This is a genomic window from Plantactinospora mayteni, from assembly GCF_016862935.1.
Classification (GTDB): domain Bacteria; phylum Actinomycetota; class Actinomycetes; order Mycobacteriales; family Micromonosporaceae; genus Plantactinospora; species Plantactinospora mayteni.
On the sequence record NZ_BONX01000045.1, the window covers coordinates 150711 to 167304 of the forward strand.

At 70.4% G+C, this 16594-nt stretch carries 14 protein-coding genes; 4 read left to right on the forward strand and 10 right to left on the reverse strand.

Annotated features, from left to right (window positions below; translation table 11 throughout):
* Positions 1-95: 95 nt before the first annotated feature.
* Both Pma05_RS30360 and Pma05_RS30365 read right to left on the reverse strand, forming a co-directional pair.
* Positions 96-1862 carry an amylo-alpha-1,6-glucosidase gene (locus Pma05_RS30360; protein ID WP_203860910.1) on the reverse strand — a complete coding sequence of 589 codons (1767 nt, stop codon included), beginning with the start codon at positions 1860-1862 and terminating at the stop codon, positions 96-98.
* A gap of 31 nt (positions 1863-1893) precedes the next feature.
* On the reverse strand, positions 1894-2538 hold the full coding sequence (locus Pma05_RS30365; RefSeq protein WP_239313388.1) for a carbohydrate ABC transporter permease: 645 nt from the start codon (positions 2536-2538) through the stop codon (positions 1894-1896).
* Between the two features lie 326 nt (positions 2539-2864).
* Here Pma05_RS30365 and Pma05_RS30370 point away from each other — a divergent pair, with 326 nt between their 5' ends.
* Positions 2865-3875 carry a LacI family DNA-binding transcriptional regulator gene (locus tag Pma05_RS30370; protein WP_203860911.1) on the forward strand — a complete coding sequence of 337 codons (1011 nt, stop codon included), beginning with the start codon at positions 2865-2867 and terminating at the stop codon, positions 3873-3875.
* A gap of 84 nt (positions 3876-3959) precedes the next feature.
* Positions 3960-5786 carry an RICIN domain-containing protein gene (locus Pma05_RS30375; RefSeq protein WP_203860912.1) on the forward strand — a complete coding sequence of 609 codons (1827 nt, stop codon included), beginning with the start codon at positions 3960-3962 and terminating at the stop codon, positions 5784-5786.
* 86 nt (positions 5787-5872) lie between these two features.
* On the opposite strand, the gene Pma05_RS30380 is transcribed toward Pma05_RS30375, so the two are convergent.
* The 4 genes from Pma05_RS30380 to Pma05_RS30395 form a co-directional block, all read right to left on the reverse strand.
* Positions 5873-6832, reverse strand: a complete 960-nt coding sequence (locus Pma05_RS30380; protein ID WP_203860913.1) for an electron transfer flavoprotein subunit alpha/FixB family protein — start codon at positions 6830-6832, stop codon at positions 5873-5875.
* Between the two features lie 11 nt (positions 6833-6843).
* On the reverse strand, positions 6844-7623 hold the full coding sequence (locus Pma05_RS30385) for an electron transfer flavoprotein subunit beta/FixA family protein (RefSeq protein ID WP_203860914.1): 780 nt from the start codon (positions 7621-7623) through the stop codon (positions 6844-6846).
* An 88-nt stretch (positions 7624-7711) separates the two neighbouring features.
* A complete protein-coding gene (locus Pma05_RS30390) occupies positions 7712-8470 on the reverse strand; it encodes an SDR family NAD(P)-dependent oxidoreductase (RefSeq protein ID WP_203860915.1) in 759 nt (252 codons plus the stop codon).
* 65 nt (positions 8471-8535) lie between these two features.
* Positions 8536-9714 (reverse strand): thiolase family protein, encoded by a 1179-nt coding sequence (locus Pma05_RS30395; protein WP_239313391.1) that lies wholly within the window; start codon positions 9712-9714, stop codon positions 8536-8538.
* A gap of 377 nt (positions 9715-10091) precedes the next feature.
* Between Pma05_RS30395 and Pma05_RS30400 the strand changes: the two genes are divergently transcribed.
* Together Pma05_RS30400 and Pma05_RS30405 are read left to right on the forward strand one after the other, a co-directional pair.
* A complete protein-coding gene (locus tag Pma05_RS30400; RefSeq protein ID WP_203860917.1) occupies positions 10092-12089 on the forward strand; it encodes an oxidoreductase in 1998 nt (665 codons plus the stop codon).
* Between the two features lie 35 nt (positions 12090-12124).
* A complete protein-coding gene (locus Pma05_RS30405) occupies positions 12125-12889 on the forward strand; it encodes an SDR family NAD(P)-dependent oxidoreductase (RefSeq protein WP_203860918.1) in 765 nt (254 codons plus the stop codon).
* Between the two features lie 101 nt (positions 12890-12990).
* Here Pma05_RS30405 and Pma05_RS30410 read toward each other — a convergent pair whose 3' ends face one another.
* Genes Pma05_RS30410 through Pma05_RS30425 form a run of 4 tightly spaced genes read right to left on the reverse strand, consistent with a single transcriptional unit; the run spans position 12991 to position 16553 of the window.
* Positions 12991-13818, reverse strand: a complete 828-nt coding sequence (locus Pma05_RS30410; protein ID WP_203860919.1) for an SDR family NAD(P)-dependent oxidoreductase — start codon at positions 13816-13818, stop codon at positions 12991-12993.
* Positions 13815-14819, reverse strand: a complete 1005-nt coding sequence (locus Pma05_RS30415) for an LLM class flavin-dependent oxidoreductase (protein WP_203860920.1) — start codon at positions 14817-14819, stop codon at positions 13815-13817. Before Pma05_RS30415 ends, Pma05_RS30410 begins: the two co-directional genes overlap by 4 nt.
* Positions 14816-15151, reverse strand: a complete 336-nt coding sequence (locus tag Pma05_RS30420) for a DUF4387 family protein (RefSeq protein WP_203860921.1) — start codon at positions 15149-15151, stop codon at positions 14816-14818. Before Pma05_RS30420 ends, Pma05_RS30415 begins: the two co-directional genes overlap by 4 nt.
* Positions 15138-16553 carry an acyclic terpene utilization AtuA family protein gene (locus Pma05_RS30425; protein ID WP_203860922.1) on the reverse strand — a complete coding sequence of 472 codons (1416 nt, stop codon included), beginning with the start codon at positions 16551-16553 and terminating at the stop codon, positions 15138-15140. Before Pma05_RS30425 ends, Pma05_RS30420 begins: the two co-directional genes overlap by 14 nt.
* Positions 16554-16594: the final 41 nt, after the last annotated feature.

Below are 16594 nucleotides of genomic sequence, written 5' to 3' on the forward strand. Positions count from 1 at the left end.
CGCTCCACGGCGCAGTGAGCGTTCACACCACTGCTCCGGCACCGAGTGTGTGGCCAGTGCCGTGACCACGATCCGGTTGACCGTTGTCGTTCCGATCAGGAGAGAATGTTGGTTTCTTCGGTGGCGACGCTGTCGGTGGCTCCGCCGTGGCGGCGCCGGTGTTCGTAGCCGGCGGCGAGGATGAGATAGCCGCTGGCCGTCCAGGTGTAGGCGCGGTCGCGCAGCCCGGCGCCGGTGAGGGCGTCGAAGTTCTCGGCGAACCCGGAGCGTTCGCACAGTGCCCGGAAACGGCTGCTGATCTCGTCGGCCAGTGCGGTGAAGCCGCCGCGGCGCAGCCCGTCCTCGACGAGCACCGTCGTCGGCGCCCAGATCGGTCCGCGCCAGTAGCCGTCGGCCCGGTAGTGCGGTGACGTGGTCAGCTCGGTGGCCAGGCCGTACGGCGTCAGGTGCCGCTGGATGCGCCGGGCCAGGACCTGCCGTATCGCGTCGGGCAGCTCGTCGGCGAGCAGGACCGGCATGAGGTCGATCAGGCTGGCGCTGGTCCAGGTCCGCTGGGTGAGTGCGGCTCGCGCCACGAAGCCCTCGGGTGTCCACAGCTCCAGCAGCGCCGCGCGCATCTGCTCCGTCGCGCGTCGCCACGACCTGGCTTCGCCGGCCAGGCCCAGCTCGCCGGCCAGGTCGGCAAGCTCGCGCAGTTGGAGTACGAGGAACGAGGCCAGGTCCGCGGACTCGACGACGCGTTCGGGGTCGAAGGTCGTGGCGTTGTCCCAGCCGCTGTCGTTGCCGTGCTGGTAGTGCGCCAACTCGTTCCCGGGCACCCGCCGGGCGGTGAGCCAGAAGCGGGTCCAACGCTCCAGCCCCTGGTACGCCTCCAGTAGCTGTTCCCGCCGGAGTCCGGGGATGCGCCGGCGGAGCTCGCGTAGGGCCCAGCCGTGGATGGGTGGTTTGACGAAGTTGTAGAGGACCTCCGAGTGGGTGACCGAGTCCGGCAGCGCGCCGGCGCTGTCCTGGTGCTCGAAGGGTAGCCGGAACTGGTCCCAGGCCAGCTCCGGCGCGCCCGTGGCGAGGGCGAGGGCGTTGAAGCAGTGGTCCCAGCTCCACACCTTGTCCATCCAGTGCTTGGACATCAGCACCGCGGGCCGGGTGACGAATCCGGCGGGGCGCACGGTGGCCGACCACACCACGTACGCGGCGAGCTCGGCGGCCGGCGTGTCGACGCTGCGCCACGGGGCGACCGCGTCGACGTACCGGCTGAACTCGGTGGCGGCGGACGCGGCGACCTGGTCGAAGGTCCGCACCGAGCGGTAGGGGGTGCGGGCGCTGTCGTACTCCTCGATCGCCAGCTCCCACGCCCGGTGGTCGCCGAGGGTGAGTCCCCGCTCGGCCGTGCCGAGTTGTTGGGATCCGGTGACGGTGGTGGGCCGTCCGGTGAGCACCGTGACGCGGTAGCGGCGGCCGGTCTCGTAGAGGGTGAACAGGTAGGAGCCGTCGACCGGGTCCTGCAGGAAGTACGGTCCGGTGAAGGGGGTCAGCGCGGCGTCGGCGGCGAGGATGCGCAGGCCGAGCCCGTCGCCCCGGACCCGCACGGTGTCGTCCGACTCGTAGGCCAGCTCGATCCGGCCCTTGCCGCGGGTCCACACCAGCCGGGACGGCACCGCGGTGACGGCGGTCTCCACCGAGGCCCCGCCGACGTGCGGAACGAGTCGCAGCACCGGGTGCAGCCGGGTCTGGTGCGAGACCAGGTGGACGTCGTCCGCGTAGGTCCTCTCCGCGACCACCGGGGAGAAGTTGAACCAGGATCCGGAGTGGCTGAACGGGATCTCCCAGATCGAGAACTCCGGACCGGCTGGGGCGACGGGCATGGTGATGCTCGCTTTCCGGGGGTTGCGGTTGTCAGTCCTTCACGGCGCCGGTGGTGACGCCGGTGGCGATGTAACGCTGGGCGACGACCAGCAGCGCGGCGGCCGGGATCGACGCCACGACGGCGGTCGCCATGATGGCGTTCCACTGCTGGTTGTTGTTGCCGATGTACTGGTAGATGCCGAGCGTGATCGGCCGCAGCCGACCCCCGCCGTCCAGAGCGGACGCGAAGACGAAGTCGGACCACGCCCACAGGAACGCGAAGAGGCCGACCGTGATTGTCGCGTTGCGGCTGATCGGCAGGACGACCGACCAGAACATCCGCAGCGGTCCGGCACCGTCCACTGTGGCGGCCTGGATGACCTCCTCCGGGATGCCTGACATGAACGCCTGGAAGACGATCACTCCGAACGGGATGGCGATTGTGTCGTCGGCGACGACGAGGCCCGGAAGCGTGTTGAGCAGACCGAGGCTGAGGTAGATGGCACCGCAGTCGGCGAGGAGTTCGCCCCGGTCCGAGCCGTTGTCGAACTGCGGATACGGGTCCCAGATGGTGTAGGCGCCGCCGCTGTCACCGGAGCTGCCGTCCGATGACGAACACCCGACCGTCCCGCCGGCCACGGCCAGAGCCGCGAGCGCCACACCGATGGCGCGCCGGCTGTCTGCCAACGATCTCACGGTCTGTTCCCTTCAGGTCGATCGCTCAGGGTCCCTGCGCCCGCCAGGGCGACGGGCTGTCGAACCGGTTCTCCGAATCGGTTCGACAGAACATAGAACTGCGATACGAGACCGTCAAGAGTTCAAATGCCCCTGACGAGCGCGACCCCCCGAAGAACGTCGGCCAGGTCAGGGAGACCGGGCATTGACATCTGTCGGGGTGATACCTACGCTTCGGTCGAATCGGTTCGCCCAGCTCGGCGCCCCCATGCCCAGCCCCGTCGGCCGATGAGCAAGGCTGCTTCCATCTCCGGGTGTCAGCCGAACCGGTTCGTGAGGAGTACCCGATGAACATCGGTGAGATCGCCCGCCGGGCCGGGGTGTCCCGCAGCACCGTCTCGTACGCACTCAGCGGCAAGCGAACCGTCTCCGACGAAACTCGGCGCCGCATCCAGGCGATCATCGACGAGTTGGACTACCGGCCGAATGCCGCCGCCCGGGCGTTGAAGGAGGGTCGCACCCGCACCCTCGGGCTGGTGATCCCGCCAGCGAGCCTGCGGCTGACCGACATGCAGCTCGGCTTCGTCGCCAGCGTCGTCGAGGCCGCCGCCCGCGCCGACCTCGACGTACTCCTGTCTCCCTCCGGCGGGGACCACGACCGCTCCTTCGAACGGGTCGTCACCGGCCGGCGGGTCGACGGCGTCATCCTGATGGAGATCCGCCTGGAGGACACGCGTGTCACCCGGCTACAGCAGGCCGGCCTGCCATTCGTCACGATCGGACACACCGCCCACCCGCACGGCACCTGCTGGGTCGACGTCGACTACGCGACCCTGATCGCCCGGTGCGTGCACCACCTCGCCGACCTCGGCCACCGCCACATCGCCCTGATCAACCGCTCGCCCGAACTTGTCGCCGCGGGCTACGGACCCGCCCAACGCGCGCTGGCCGGGTTCACCGAGGCCGTCACCCAGCGCGGGCTGACCGGCGTCGACCTGTGCTGCGGCGACGACGCCGCCGCCGGGGAGTCCTGCCTCGAACAGTTGCTCGACGAGCGCCCCGAGATCACCGCCATCGCCACCCTCAACGAGGCCGCCCTGCCGGGCATCGAACGCGCCCTCGAACGCGCGCGCATCTGCGTACCCCGCGATCTGTCCATCGCCGGCGTCGCCGCCCGGCACTGGGCCGAGGGCTTCCGGCCGGCGCTGACCGCCGCGGACGTGCCCACCGAGATGGGTACCCACGCCGTCGAACTGCTCCTCGAACGCATCGCCACTCCCGACGCCCCGCCCCGGCACCTGCTGCTCACCCCGCCGATCTCGCTGCGCGCCAGCACCGGCCCGGTACCCGCCCGGTAGCGCCTTCGTCACCACGACCTCGCGGACGAGCCCACGGCTCGCCCGGCGATCCCCCACACCCCTTCCCTGCCCGAGGAGTCGCGAATGGACACCACCACCAGGCACAGAGGTCGCCGTCTCGTCGCCCGGCTCGCGGTCGGCGCGCTCACCGCCGCCTGCCTCGTCACCGTCGGAGCGCCCGCCGAGGCCGCAGACGAATCCATCACCGTCAACTTCTCCGTAACCGGCGGCTCGCCCACCTACCGGGCATCCGGCTGGATCTACGGCATGACCGAGAACGCGTCCGGACCGGCCGACCACTTCTACCGCGACGTGCGGTTCCGCTACATGCGCGCCGGTGGGGCCCAGCTCGGCCAACCGGGCGGGTGGGTCGCCGGCAGGTACGAACGGCGGTGGAACTCGACCCTCGCACAGGCCCGCCGCACGATCGCGCTCGGTGGCCAGTTCATCCTGCTGCCCCACGACCTGTGGGGCGCCGACGGGTACCCGATCTCCCGCTTCCCCGGCGACAACAGCAACTGGACGGACTACGACGCCTTCCTCACCCGCCTCATCGGCGACGTCCGCGCGGCGGGGATCGCCGTGCAGTGGGACATCTGGAACGAGCCCAACCTGGGCCTGTTCTGGAACCGCCCGCAGGCGCAGTACTTCGAACTGTGGCGCCGCACCTACCAGCGCCTGCGGGCGGAGTTTCCGAGCCACCTGATCGTCGGCCCGAGCTGCGCCTGCGTGCCCTCGACCGGGGGCTGGTGGGTCCAGTACCTCGACTTCGTCCGCGCCAACAACCTCGTACCGGACATCGTCAGCTGGCACAGCCTGCCCGGCGACCCGGTCGCCAACGTCAACGTGGCCAACACCACCCTCAACGCGCGCGGAATCCCGCACCCGCGCCCGTACCAGATCAACGAGTACGGCTCACCCAGCGAACAGAACCCCGGCGACGGCTCCTGGTACATCGCCCGCCTCGAACGCGCCGGCGCCGACGGGCTACGCGCCAACTGGGCCAGTACCGCCAACCTCCACAACGACCTCGCCAACCTGCTCGTACGCAACTCCGCCGGCCAGCACCAGCCCAGGGGCGAATGGTGGGTCTACCGCTTCTACGGGTCACAGACCGGACTCATCTCCTCCGTCACGCCCAGCCCGGCCTACGACGCCTTCGCCACCAAGGCAAGCGGCGTCGCCAAGATCCTCGTCGGGGGCGGCGGCACCACCGGCAACATCGCCGTCAACCTACAGCGCCTCGACACCACCAACGGCATCGTGCAGAACAACCAGGTACGGGTGGTGGCTCAGCGCATCCCCTACAACGGCGGCGGCGCGGTCCAGGGCCCGATCACCATCGCCAACTCCGTCGTGACGCTGTCCGGCAACGGCACCACCGTCAACCTGCCGCACACCAACGCCGACGACACCTTCACCATCACGCTCCTGCCGCCATCGGACGGCAGCTTCCAGACGGTGGCGGTCGCGCAGCACTCCCAACAGTGCCTGGACAACACCAACATGAGCACCGCCGACGGCAACCGGCAACAGCAGTTCTACTGCGAGGGCGGCGACCAACAGTTGTGGAACCTCCACCCGGTCAGCGGGGCCGCGAACACCTACACGGTCGTCAACCAGCAGTCCGGCAAGTGCCTGGACGTCAGCGGCTCCTCTGCCGCCGACGGCGCGGCGGTCGTACAGCAGCCGTGCACCAGCGGCGCACAGAACCAGCAGTTCACCTTGCGAAAGGTCACCTATTCGGGCAACGACGTCCACGACTACCAGCTCGTCGCGCGGCACAGCGGGAAGTGCGTCGACGTGAGCGGGATCTCCACGGCGGCACGCGCCCCCGTCCATCAGTGGACGTGCAACCCCGCCAGCCAGGGCAGCCCGCTCAACCAGACCTGGCGGCTCTGGGCCCGGTAGCCGGCACCAGTTCCGCATTCCCACCCGGGGTTGTCCGCCGCGCTGCCGGGGCGCGGCGGACAACCGCCCGGACAACGCCACTGGCGTCACCTGCGTTTGCGGATCTCCTCGGCGGCCTGTGGGACGACCTTGAACAGGTCGCCGATCACGCCGTAGTCGGCCAGTTCGAAGATCGGCGCTTCGGCGTCCTTGTTCACCGCGACGATGGTCTTCGAGGTCTGCATGCCGGCCCGATGCTGGATCGCGCCGGAGATACCCAGCGCGACGTACAACTGCGGGGAGACGGTCTTGCCGGTCTGCCCGACCTGGAACTGGTGCGGGTAGAAACCGGAGTCGACCGCGGCACGGGACGCGCCGACGGCGCCGCCGAGCAGGTCGGCCAGCTCCTCGACCAGCTTGAAGTTGTCCGCGTTGCCGACACCGCGTCCACCGGAGACGACGACCGATGCCTCGGTGAGCTCCGGGCGGGAGCCCTGCTGCTCGGCAACCCGCTGCACCACCCGGGCCAGCTTGTCCGCGTCGCCGACGGTCACGGCGAGCTGCTCCACCGTCGGGGTGGCCGCCGCCGGGGTGGGGGTGAGCGAGTTCGGCCGGACGGTGACCAACGGCAGCCCCTTGCTGACCTTCGACTTCACGATGGTGGAGCCGGCGAACGCGACCTGGGTGGCGGTGCCGTCCGCGTCGAGAGCGACCACGTCGGTCAGGATGCCGTTGTCCAGCTTCACGGCCAGCCTGGCGGCGATCTCCTTGCCCTCCTGGGACGAGGCGAGCAGCACCGTGGCCGGCCGTACCCGAGCGATGAGGTCGGCCAGCACGGTGGCCTTCGGCGCCACCAGGTAGTCGTCGATCTCCGCACCCTCGGCGGCGTAGATCCTCACCGCCCCGTACTCGCCCAACTTCCCGGCCAACGCCTGCGCCACGCCGGTGCCACCGAGCACGACAGCGGCGGGGGTACCCAGCTCGCGGGCGAGGGTGAGCAGCTCCAGGCTGACCTTCTTGACGCCGAACTCCCGAGTGGCTTCGACGACGACGAGAACCTCGGACATGTCCCCACCCCTCACACGAACTTCTCGGTGGCGAGGAACTCGACCAGCCGTACGCCGCCGGAGCCCTCATCCGTGACCTTGGTACCGCCCGACCGCGGCGGGCGCCTGGTGTGCTCCAGCACCGTACTGGTCGCGCCGTCGAAACCGACCTCCGAGCCGGCGATGCCCAGGTCGGCCAGGGAGAGCGTCTGCACCGGCTTCTTCTTCGCCGCCATGATCCCCTTGAACGACGGGTACCGCGGCTCGTTGATCGTGTCCCACACCGACACCACCGCCGGAGTCGAGGCGGTGACCACCTCGTAGCCCTCCTCCGTCTGCCGCTCCACCGTCAACGTCGCACCGTCCACGGCCAGCCTGCGCGCACCGGTCAGCGCGGCCACCCCCAGCCGCTCGGCGATCATGTGCGGCAGCACCTGCACCCGACCGTCGGTCGACTCGGCACCACAGATCACCAGATCCGCGCCCAGCCGGCCGAGAGCGGCGGCGAGGACCTTCGAGGTGGCCACCGCGCACGACCCGTGCAGCGCATCGTCCAGCACGTGCACGGCCCTGTCCGGCCCCATCGACAACGCCTTACGGATCGACTCGGACGCCCGATCCGGACCCATCGTCAGGACGGTCACCTCACCGCCGTGCGCCTCCCGGACCTTCAACGCCTCCTCGATGGCGTACTCGTCCATCTCGTTGATCACGTTGCCTGCCGAACCCCGGTCGACGGTGTTGTCGTCCGGACGCAGGCTGCGGTCCGCGCCCGAATCAGGCACCTGCTTGACGAGTACGACGATGTTCATCGCGCCTCGACCTCCTCCTGGTTGACGATCGCTGCAAAGGTCCTCATAGCCGCCGGGCGCCAACCGGCACGACGCCGCCCAGGAGGTCTCAACGCGGGCTCATCCGCAGGGCGCCGTCCATCCGGATGGTTTCGCCGTTGAGGTAGTCGTGTTCGATGATCGACAGTGCGAGTTGGGCGTATTCGTCGGGCCGGGCCAGCCGCTTGGGAAACGGCACGCCGGCGGCGAGGCCCGCGCGGAACTCCTCGGAGACGGTGGCGAGCATCGGGGTGTCGACGATGCCGGGGGCGATGGTGCAGACCCGGATGCCGTACTGCGCCAGGTCCCGGGCCGCGGGAAGGGTCAGGCCGAGGATCCCGCCCTTGGACGACGAGTAGGCGGCCTGGCCGACCTGGCCCTCGTAGCCGGCAACGGATGCGGTGTTGATGACGACGCCGCGCTGCCCGTGCTCGTCGGCTTCGGTTTCGGCGATGCGCTCGCTGGCCAGGGCGAGGACGTTGAAGGAGCCGACGAGGTTGACCTGGACGACCTTTGCGTAGAGGGCCAGGTCGTGGACGCCCTTCTTGCCGAGGATCCGCATCGACGGACCGATGCCGGCGCAGTTGACGACGGTACGCAGCGGCGGACCCGAGCCGGCCGCCTGGTTCACGGCGGACCTGACCTGCACCGGATCGGTGACGTCGACGGCGACGTACTCGATCCCGTCGCCGCCCTGCGCCCCCTCGACGCTGGCGGGCAGGTCGAAGGCGAAGACCTTCGCGCCGCGCCTGGCGAGCGCCTCGCTGGTGGCCGCGCCCAGCCCGGAGGCGCCTCCGGTCACGATGGCGGCGGTGTTCTCGATAAGCATGATGTCCCTTACCTGTTGTCGGTGTTCCCGGTCCAGCCTGTCGGCTCGCCCGCCAGCGTCTCAGCTCAGACGCGGCGGAAGAGGGCGGCCATGGCCTGCCCCCCGCCGATGCACATGGTGACGATGCCGAGTTCCCCGTCGGTACGGGCCAGGTGCTTGGCCACCCGCAGGGCCAGGATGGCGCCGGTGGCTCCGACCGGGTGGCCGAGCGCGATGGCCCCGCCGTACGGGTTGGTCCGCTCCGGGTCCAGCCCCGCGTCCCGGATCACCGCCACCGCCTGGGCGGCGAACGCCTCGTTGAGCTCGACCACGTCGATGTCGCGGACACTCGTACCGGTCCGGTCGAACAACTTCTTCAGCGCCGGCACCGGGGCGTAGCCCATCAGTTCCGGCTCCATCGCCGCGGTCGCCACCGCCTCCAGGCTCACCAGCGCGGTCAGGCCCCGCTCCGCGACGACGGACTCCCGGGCCAGCACCACCGCGGCGGCGCCGTCGTTGATCCCCGACGCGTTGCCCGCCGTGACGGTGCCGGCGGTTGCGAAGGCAGGCCGCAGCCCGGCCAGCGCCTCCAGCGTCGTTTCCGGCCTGGGGTGCTCGTCCCGATCGACCGTCACCGGCCGGCGCCCACCGACCTCGACGGCGACGATCTCCGTGCCGAAGGCCGCCCCGGCGGCGTCCGACGCCGCCCGACGCTGCGACTCCCACGCGAACTCGTCCTGATCCTGGCGGGAGACGCCGTACTCGCGGGCCACATTCTCCGCGGTCACGCCCATGTGGATATCGTGGAACGGGTCGGTCAGCATCATCACCGTGCCGTCGACCAGGGTACGGTCGCCCAGCTTGTAACCCGACCGGGCGCCGAAGTCGTAGAACGGCATCCGCGTCATGTTCTCGTCGCCGCCGGCGACCATCAGGTCCGCGCCGCCCCACCCGGCCTGCGCCGCCGCCGACCAGATCGCCTGCAACCCGCTGCCACACAACCGGTTGACCGTGTAGGCCGGGGTGCCGACCGGCAGGCCAGCGGCCAGCGCCACCCGGCGCGCGTTGTACGCGTCCGGACCGACCTGGCCGATGCAGCCCATCACCACCTCGTCGACCGCCTCCGCCGGCACGCCCGCCCGGGACAGGGCCTCCCGCACGGCGGTGGCCCCGAGTTCGTGGGCCGGGACGTCCCGGAACGCACCGCCGAAACTGCCCACCGGGGTCCGCGCCCCGTCGACCAGGAGAACCTTCTCCCCGCTCACCATCCACCTCCCGATTGCCGCACCGCAGTCCCGGCACGGGTTCGTCACCGCCGCCGTCACGCTGCCGCCATGACCGAGGGGTACGGCTTCGACGCCCTGGCTCCGCACCAACGCCTAATAATGCCTATCATTATCATGCACCAACGTCCAGATGACAACTCTTCCCCGATGCCGCGTCCGGCGGTCGATTGGCGTGCGACAGGGGACCGGGCCACACCGACCGCGAAGGCTGCACACGAACCGCGCACCCTCGGTACGGCGGAGCCGCCGCTCGCACCCGAGGAAGCCTCCTCCAGTCAAACGTTATCTCTAGTAATCATGCACATGGACATGCTAGAAATAGCGATGCCGCCCACGCCGTCCCTGGGAGCCCGCCGATGACCCGGACCACCGACGCTTCGGAGAGTGCTGCCGCCCACGGGTTTCCCCACCTGTTCTCGCCGATCACCGTGGGGACGATGCGACTACGCAACCGGGTGATGCTGCCCCCGCACGCGTCGGCGATCGGCAACATCTACGGCACCGACGAGGACGCCACCCGCAACATCGCCTACTTCGAGCAGCGGGTCCGCAACGACGGGGTCGCGTGGGTGGCAAGCCTCTCCACCCACGTCAAGAACCACCTGATCCCGGGCTTCGAGCCGACCGGGGTCGGTGCGGCCACGCTCGGATTCTTCCGGCTGCCCTTCTTCGTCGAGCGGGTCCAACAGTTCTCCGACGCGCTGCACGCGCACGGCGCCACGGTGTCGGTGCAGATGGTGCACCAGGGCGGGATGCCGCACGGTGCCTCCCACACGATGAGCGCGCCGACGATCAACCTGATGCCGCACGTGATGAACCAGACCGACATCGATGCCTTCGTCAGGGAGTACGCCGAGTCCGCCCGGCTGGCCATGCAGGGGCGCGCCGACGGGATCGAGCTGCACCTCAACCACGACGACCTGCACGAGTGGTTCCTGTCCCCGCTCACCAACCACCGCACCGACCGCTACGGCGGCTCGTTGGAGAACCAATGCCGATTCGCGGTGCAGACGATGCGGGCGATCCGCGAGGTGATCGGCACGAGCATGACGCTCGGCATCCGGCTCAACATCCGCGAGGAGGTCCCCGGCGGGTACGACGTGCCGGGCGGTGTCGAGCTCGCGCAGTACTTCGAGGCCACCGGGCTGATCGACTACGTACACGGGGTCGTCGGCAGCCCGTGGGGCAACCCGAGCTACATCCAGCCGACGTACTTCGACCCGGCCCAGTTCGCCGGGCTCGCCGCCGAGCTGACGAAGGGCATCTCGCTCCCCGTCGTGCACACCGGCCGGATCAACGGACCGGAGGTCGCCGAACGGGTGCTCAGCTCGGGCAGCGCCGACATCGTCGGCATGGCGCGGGCGCACATCGCCGACGGCGAGCTGCTGCTCAAGGCACGCGAAGGCCGGCTGACCGACATCCGGCCGTGCGTGGGCGGCAACGAGTGCATCAGCCGCCGCTACGTGGAGGGTCTGGCGTTCGGCTGCGCGGTGAACCCGGGCGCCGGCCACGAGGTGGCGGGGCCGTGGGCGCGGCCGAGCACGAGCCGCCGGCTGCTGGTCGTCGGCGGCGGCCCGGCGGGCATGGAACTCGCCGCGCTGACCAGCGAGGCCGGCCTCGAGGTGGAACTCTGGGAGGCCGAGGACGAGCTCGGTGGCCAGCTCCGCTACGCGCCGATGGCGCCCCGGCACGAGATGTACGGCGAGTACCTCACCTGGCAGCGCCGTCGCCTCGAAGGACTCGGCGTCAAGGTCACGCTCGGCCGGCGCGCGACCGCCGGCGATGTCCGCGCTGTGAGTGCCGACGTGGTGGCCGTCGCCACCGGAGCCGGACCCCGCACCCCGGCGATCCAGGGCGTCGAGGCCGAGCACGTGCACGACATCCGCGACGTACTCGCCGGACGTGCGACCCCCGGCCGCCGGGTACTGATCGTGGCGCAGGACGACCACGTCGCTCCCCTTTCGGTCGCCGACCACCTGGCCAGCAACGGCCACGAGGTGACGGTCGTCTACGCCACCGCCCAGGCGGCGCCGCTGATGGGTCGCTACATCATCGGCGGCATCCTGGGCCGGTTGGACGACAACAACGTCGGCTTCCACTTCAACGAGGAGGTCGTGCGGATCGACCGGCACACGGTCGAGTGCCGGCACGTCTACTCCTGGAAGATCCGCAGACGCGGCGAGTTCGACTCGGTCGTACTCGCCTGCGGCAGCGTCTCCGACCCCACCCTGTACGACGAGCTGCACCCCGACCTGCCCCGGGTGCACATCCTCGGCGACGCCTACGCACCACGGCGCCTGGTGTTCGCCACCCGGCAGGCCCGGGCACTCGCCGAGCAGCTCGTCACCGCCTGACGCCGAACCGAAACCCGAAGGAGAACGGAGACACCATGCTTCTCAAGGACAAGGTCGCACTGATCACCGCCGGGGCCTCCGGCATGGGCCGCGCGGCAGCCGAGCTGTTCGCCCGCGAAGGCGCCCATGTCATCGTCGTCGACGTGAACGGGGAGGCCGCCAAGGAGACGGTCGCGGCCATCGAGTCCGAGGGCGGCAGCGGCACCTCGTCGGTCGTCGACGTCCGCGACCTCGGGGCACTCAAGGCACTCGCCGAGCGGGTGACCGCCGAGCACGGTGCGCTGCACGTGCTCTACAACAACGTCGGCATCCCGGGTGCGGCCGGTCTCGACCTGACCGAGGAGGAATGGAACACCGGCCTGGAGGTCAACGCACGGGCGTCGTTCTTCCTCAGCGGGTACCTGACCGACGCGCTCAAGGCCGCCGGGAACGCCTCGGTGATCTTCACCAGCTCGACCTCGGGCCTGATCGGCTCGCCGTACAGCCCGATGTACTCCTTCACCAAGGGTGGACTGATCGCACTCGTCCGGTCGATGGCGCTCGCGTTCGCCACCGAGGGCATCCGGGTCAACGCGATCGCCCCGGGCTCGGTGGAGACCCCGGGTCTGCCGGCGTTCTTCCGGATCGACGACCCGGTGGAGATCGAGAGGCGCAAGCAGGCGTTCTTCGCGACCATCCCGATGGGGCGGGCCGCCGATCCCAGCGAGATCGCCAAGGTGGCACTGTTCCTGGCCAGCGACCTGTCCTCGTACGTCACCGGCGTGACCATTCCGGTTGACGGCGGCATCACGGCCAAGTGACCGCGAGCCGGGCACGGGTGGCGCGGTCGCACCGAGCTGCGCACGGCTCGAACGAGGTCCGAGCGCGCTGACCCCGACCCGGCCGGGGAGAACGGGCGCCGTCAGCCGGCCAGCGCCGACAACAGCGCGTCGACCCGAGCCTTGGCGAGCGGCACGGTGTCGGGTGCCGTCACCACGTAGGCACGCCGGGACTCGATGGCCTCGACCACCTGCTCGGCCACCACCTCGGCCGGAACCTTCCGCAGCTCCAGGCCGAAGTCCGGCTTCGGCAGAGCGTCAGGCGCGGTGGCCGGCGGGTCGGCCACCAGCGACGCGGGGCGGTTGCGTGCGGCGTCGTGGATCCGGCTCGGCACCGGACCGGGGCAGAGCACGGTCACGCCGACCTCCGGTGCCGCCCGGGCCAGCTCCACGGCCAGGGTCTCGGAGAGCCCGACGACGGCGTGCTTGGTGGCCGAGTACACACCGTTGCCGCCACCGGGAATCGTGGCCAGGCCGGCGATCGACGCGGTGTTCACGACGTGGCCGCGTCCGGCGCGGACCAGGTACGGGACGAACGCCCGAATCCCGTTGACCACACCGTAGAAGTTGACCCGGGTGGTCCACTCCAGGTCGGCGAAGGACTGCTCCCACACCGGTCGGCGCGAGGTGACCACACCGGCGTTGTTGCAGACCACGTCGACCCGGCCGTACGTCGAGAAGACGTGGTCCGCGAGCGCCTCCAAGCGGTCCGGCGTACCGACGTCGACGACGTGGCCCTCGACGGTGGCGCCGGTCGCGGAGACCTCGGCGACGGCGCCGTCGAGGGCGTCCCGCTCCACGTCGGCGAGGACCACGACGAGCCCGCGCGCCGCGAACGCGTCGACCATTGCCCGGCCGATCCCGCTCGCCGCCCCGGTGACGACCGCGACCTGCCCCGTCTCGAGCCTCATCGGGTGAGCTCCGCGACCACCTTGGTGCCGAACTCCTCAAGCTGCTTCATCGCCTCGCGGTGCGGCAGGCCGGGCCAGTGCGGCTTGTACACGAAGTGGGTCATGCCGAGATCCTCCGCCAGCTTCGCCAAGCCGTCCGCGACCTCTGCGGCGGAGCCGAGAATGAACCTGTCCATGATGTCGGCGCGCAGCCGCTCGCCGGATTCGATCGGGGTGTTCTCGCCGGACAGGCCCCACTTCTGGTACGTCTCGTAGCGGGCGCGGTAGCGCTCGAGGGCGGCGTCCATCCCGGCCACCCGGTCCGGTGCGAGGAGCACCTCACGGCGCAGCGGGAAGTCGCCGTCGAGGGAGAGCCCGTGCGCGGCCCGGGTGTCGAGGAAGAGCCTGCGCAGACCGGCCAGCTCGGTGTGCGTGGGGAACGGCGGTGAGTACCACGCGTCACCCATCCGGGCGGCGCGCTTGACCGCTCCGGCGGCCTGGCCGCCGACCCAGACCGGGATACCACCCTCGCGGATCGGGCGTACGGACGGCCGGGCACCGTGCACGCTGGTGAACTTCCCGCTGAAGTCGACCTCCGCACCGCTCCAGAGCTGCTTGACCAGGCTCAGCGACTCCTCGAACCGGGCTACCCGGGTGCCCGGCTCGACCCCGAACGCGTCGAACTCGTGGCCGCTGTAGCCGAGGCCGGCGCCGAAGATCGCCCGTCCGTCGGTGAGGACGTCCAGCGTGGCCATCTGCTCGGCGATGTCGACCGGATTCACCATCGACAGCAGCACGATGCCGGTAGCCACCTCCATCGACGGCGCCACCTGTGCCATGTGGGTCAGCCACGGGACCGGCTGGAAGTAGCGCAGCTCGGAGCCGAGGAAGTGCTGCCCGCAGACCATCAGGTCGAACCCGAGCTGCTCGGAGGTCCGCACCAGGTCCTCGTGCTCGGCCCGCTGGACCCGGGCGTCGACGCTCGCGTCGTAGACGGAGGTGAGCAGGATGCCGAACTTCATTCGGGTACCCCTTCGGAGCGAGCCGGGACCAGCTCGCCGTCGGCGAGCGGGGTGTGCAGGTGTGCCCCGAACATGTCGGCGCAGAACGGGTCGGTGCTGGAGGACCAGCGCAGCAACGAGACCTTGGCGGCGCGGATCCGGTCGTCGAAGTAGACGCCTTTCACCCGCGACTCCTCGACGCCGTACGCCTGCGCGACGCCGGCCACGGTGAGCAGTGTCGAGCCCTTGGCGATCGAGTAGCGTTCCTCGTCACCGAAGAACAGATCGATGGTGAGCGTGAACGGTCCGGCGTTCTTGCTGCGGATGATGTCCGCGCACTCATACAGCCGCATCGGCGGCCTCCTCCCGGACGGCGCCGGCACGCGGGAACCGCTCGACACCGAGCCGGAACGGCTCGACCGGGTCCGCCAACGGCAGCAGGTGGTAGATGGAGAAGGTGTAGACGGCGGAGACCGGGATCACCACCGGCATGATCGGCGCCGCCGCGTTGCCCGCGGTGGTCTTGCGTCCCGGGTACGGGCCGATGAAGAGCCGGATGAAGGCGAAGTACGCCGCCTCCCTGGCCAACTCCTCGTCCGCCGCGACCACGTCGACGAGTACACCGGCCTCGTGACCGGTGACCTTCTCGTTCGGCTCCAGCTCACCGAGCACCGCGTCCAGCCCGAAGATCCGGGTACTGATCCGCAGCCTGCCGGCGGCAACGTGGGCCGCGAACCGGGGTGCGGACCGTACCTCCCGCTCGGCGGCCTCGGTCCAGGTGCGTGCCTGCCGGAGCAGTTCGGGCTCCCGTACGCCGAGCAGGGTGACCGCCCGGAAGCCCTCCCGGCGTGCGCCCTCGAGCAGCAGCGTGTACGGCGCCTCGTGCCACCGCGCACCCTCGCACCGGATGCCCGTCGCGGTCTCCTGGTAGGTGGCCTGGGACAGGTCGAGGGTGCCGCCGGGGTTCTCCTCCAGCGTCGGGTGCGCGCGCTCGTAGAAGGTGTGCGACACCAGCGAGCGGACCGAGGCCCGGGCGTGCCGCGAGGGGGAACGCACCTCGAAGCCGGTTTCGTCGAGGCTCGCCCAGACGCTCCGGCCCGAGTCACCCGGCTCCAGGGCGAGGCCACCGCACTCGAGCAGCTTGCCGGCGTGCGCGGCGACCGCGGTCGGGATGCCGCGCATCATCGGCAGCGCCATGAACAGTCCGATGTCGAGGGCGCGCCCGGTGAGCACGCCGTCCACACCGCGACCGAGCAACTCCTGCACCGGTTCCGGGCCGATCAGCGCGACCACTCTTTCGACGTCCGCGACGTCGGCCAGCGTGAGTGGCTGGTGTCCCGCGCCTTCGGAGCAGGGCACCACCGGTGGGCCGTCCGCGACGGCGGCGGCCAGGTAGTCCTTGCCGATCTCGGAGCGGACCACGCCGACCTCGGGGCTCCACCCGTTGCGCTCGCACATCTCGTCGAAACCGCGCAGGCAGGTCTCCAGGTGCACGTCGGCGCCCGCGATGCCGAGGGAGAAGACGAACGGCACCCCGTGCTGGAGCGCCGCCCGCACATAGGGCTCGACGTTCGCGGCCTGGTTGGCGGAGACCTGCTCACCCGAGCCGAGCCAGTACGGCCCCCAGTCGCTGCCGGTGCCCTGGGCGACCACCACGTCGACGCCCCACTCGAACGCCTGGCGGATCTCGTCCTCGATGTCGGGCACCGGGGCGATGTGGTTGACGAAGCCGAGAATCCGGACGGGACTGCTCATTGAACCTTTTTCAACCTCCCCTTGCGGTCCGACGGACCGCA

Bases quoted from the DNA above. Each gene is read 5' to 3' on its own strand.
- Pma05_RS30360 (WP_203860910.1), bottom strand. From the start codon at position 1,862: ATGCCCGTCGCCCCAGCCGGTCCGGAGTTCTCGATCTGGGAGATCCCG.
- Pma05_RS30370 (WP_203860911.1), top strand. From the start codon at position 2,865: ATGAACATCGGTGAGATCGCCCGCCGGGCCGGGGTGTCCCGCAGCACC.
- Pma05_RS30375 (WP_203860912.1), top strand. From the start codon at position 3,960: ATGGACACCACCACCAGGCACAGAGGTCGCCGTCTCGTCGCCCGGCTC.
- Pma05_RS30380 (WP_203860913.1), bottom strand. From the start codon at position 6,832: ATGTCCGAGGTTCTCGTCGTCGTCGAAGCCACTCGGGAGTTCGGCGTC.
- Pma05_RS30385 (WP_203860914.1), bottom strand. From the start codon at position 7,623: ATGAACATCGTCGTACTCGTCAAGCAGGTGCCTGATTCGGGCGCGGAC.
- Pma05_RS30390 (WP_203860915.1), bottom strand. From the start codon at position 8,470: ATGCTTATCGAGAACACCGCCGCCATCGTGACCGGAGGCGCCTCCGGG.
- Pma05_RS30400 (WP_203860917.1), top strand. From the start codon at position 10,092: ATGACCCGGACCACCGACGCTTCGGAGAGTGCTGCCGCCCACGGGTTT.
- Pma05_RS30405 (WP_203860918.1), top strand. From the start codon at position 12,125: ATGCTTCTCAAGGACAAGGTCGCACTGATCACCGCCGGGGCCTCCGGC.
- Pma05_RS30410 (WP_203860919.1), bottom strand. From the start codon at position 13,818: ATGAGGCTCGAGACGGGGCAGGTCGCGGTCGTCACCGGGGCGGCGAGC.
- Pma05_RS30415 (WP_203860920.1), bottom strand. From the start codon at position 14,819: ATGAAGTTCGGCATCCTGCTCACCTCCGTCTACGACGCGAGCGTCGAC.
- Pma05_RS30420 (WP_203860921.1), bottom strand. From the start codon at position 15,151: ATGCGGCTGTATGAGTGCGCGGACATCATCCGCAGCAAGAACGCCGGA.
- Pma05_RS30425 (WP_203860922.1), bottom strand. From the start codon at position 16,553: ATGAGCAGTCCCGTCCGGATTCTCGGCTTCGTCAACCACATCGCCCCG.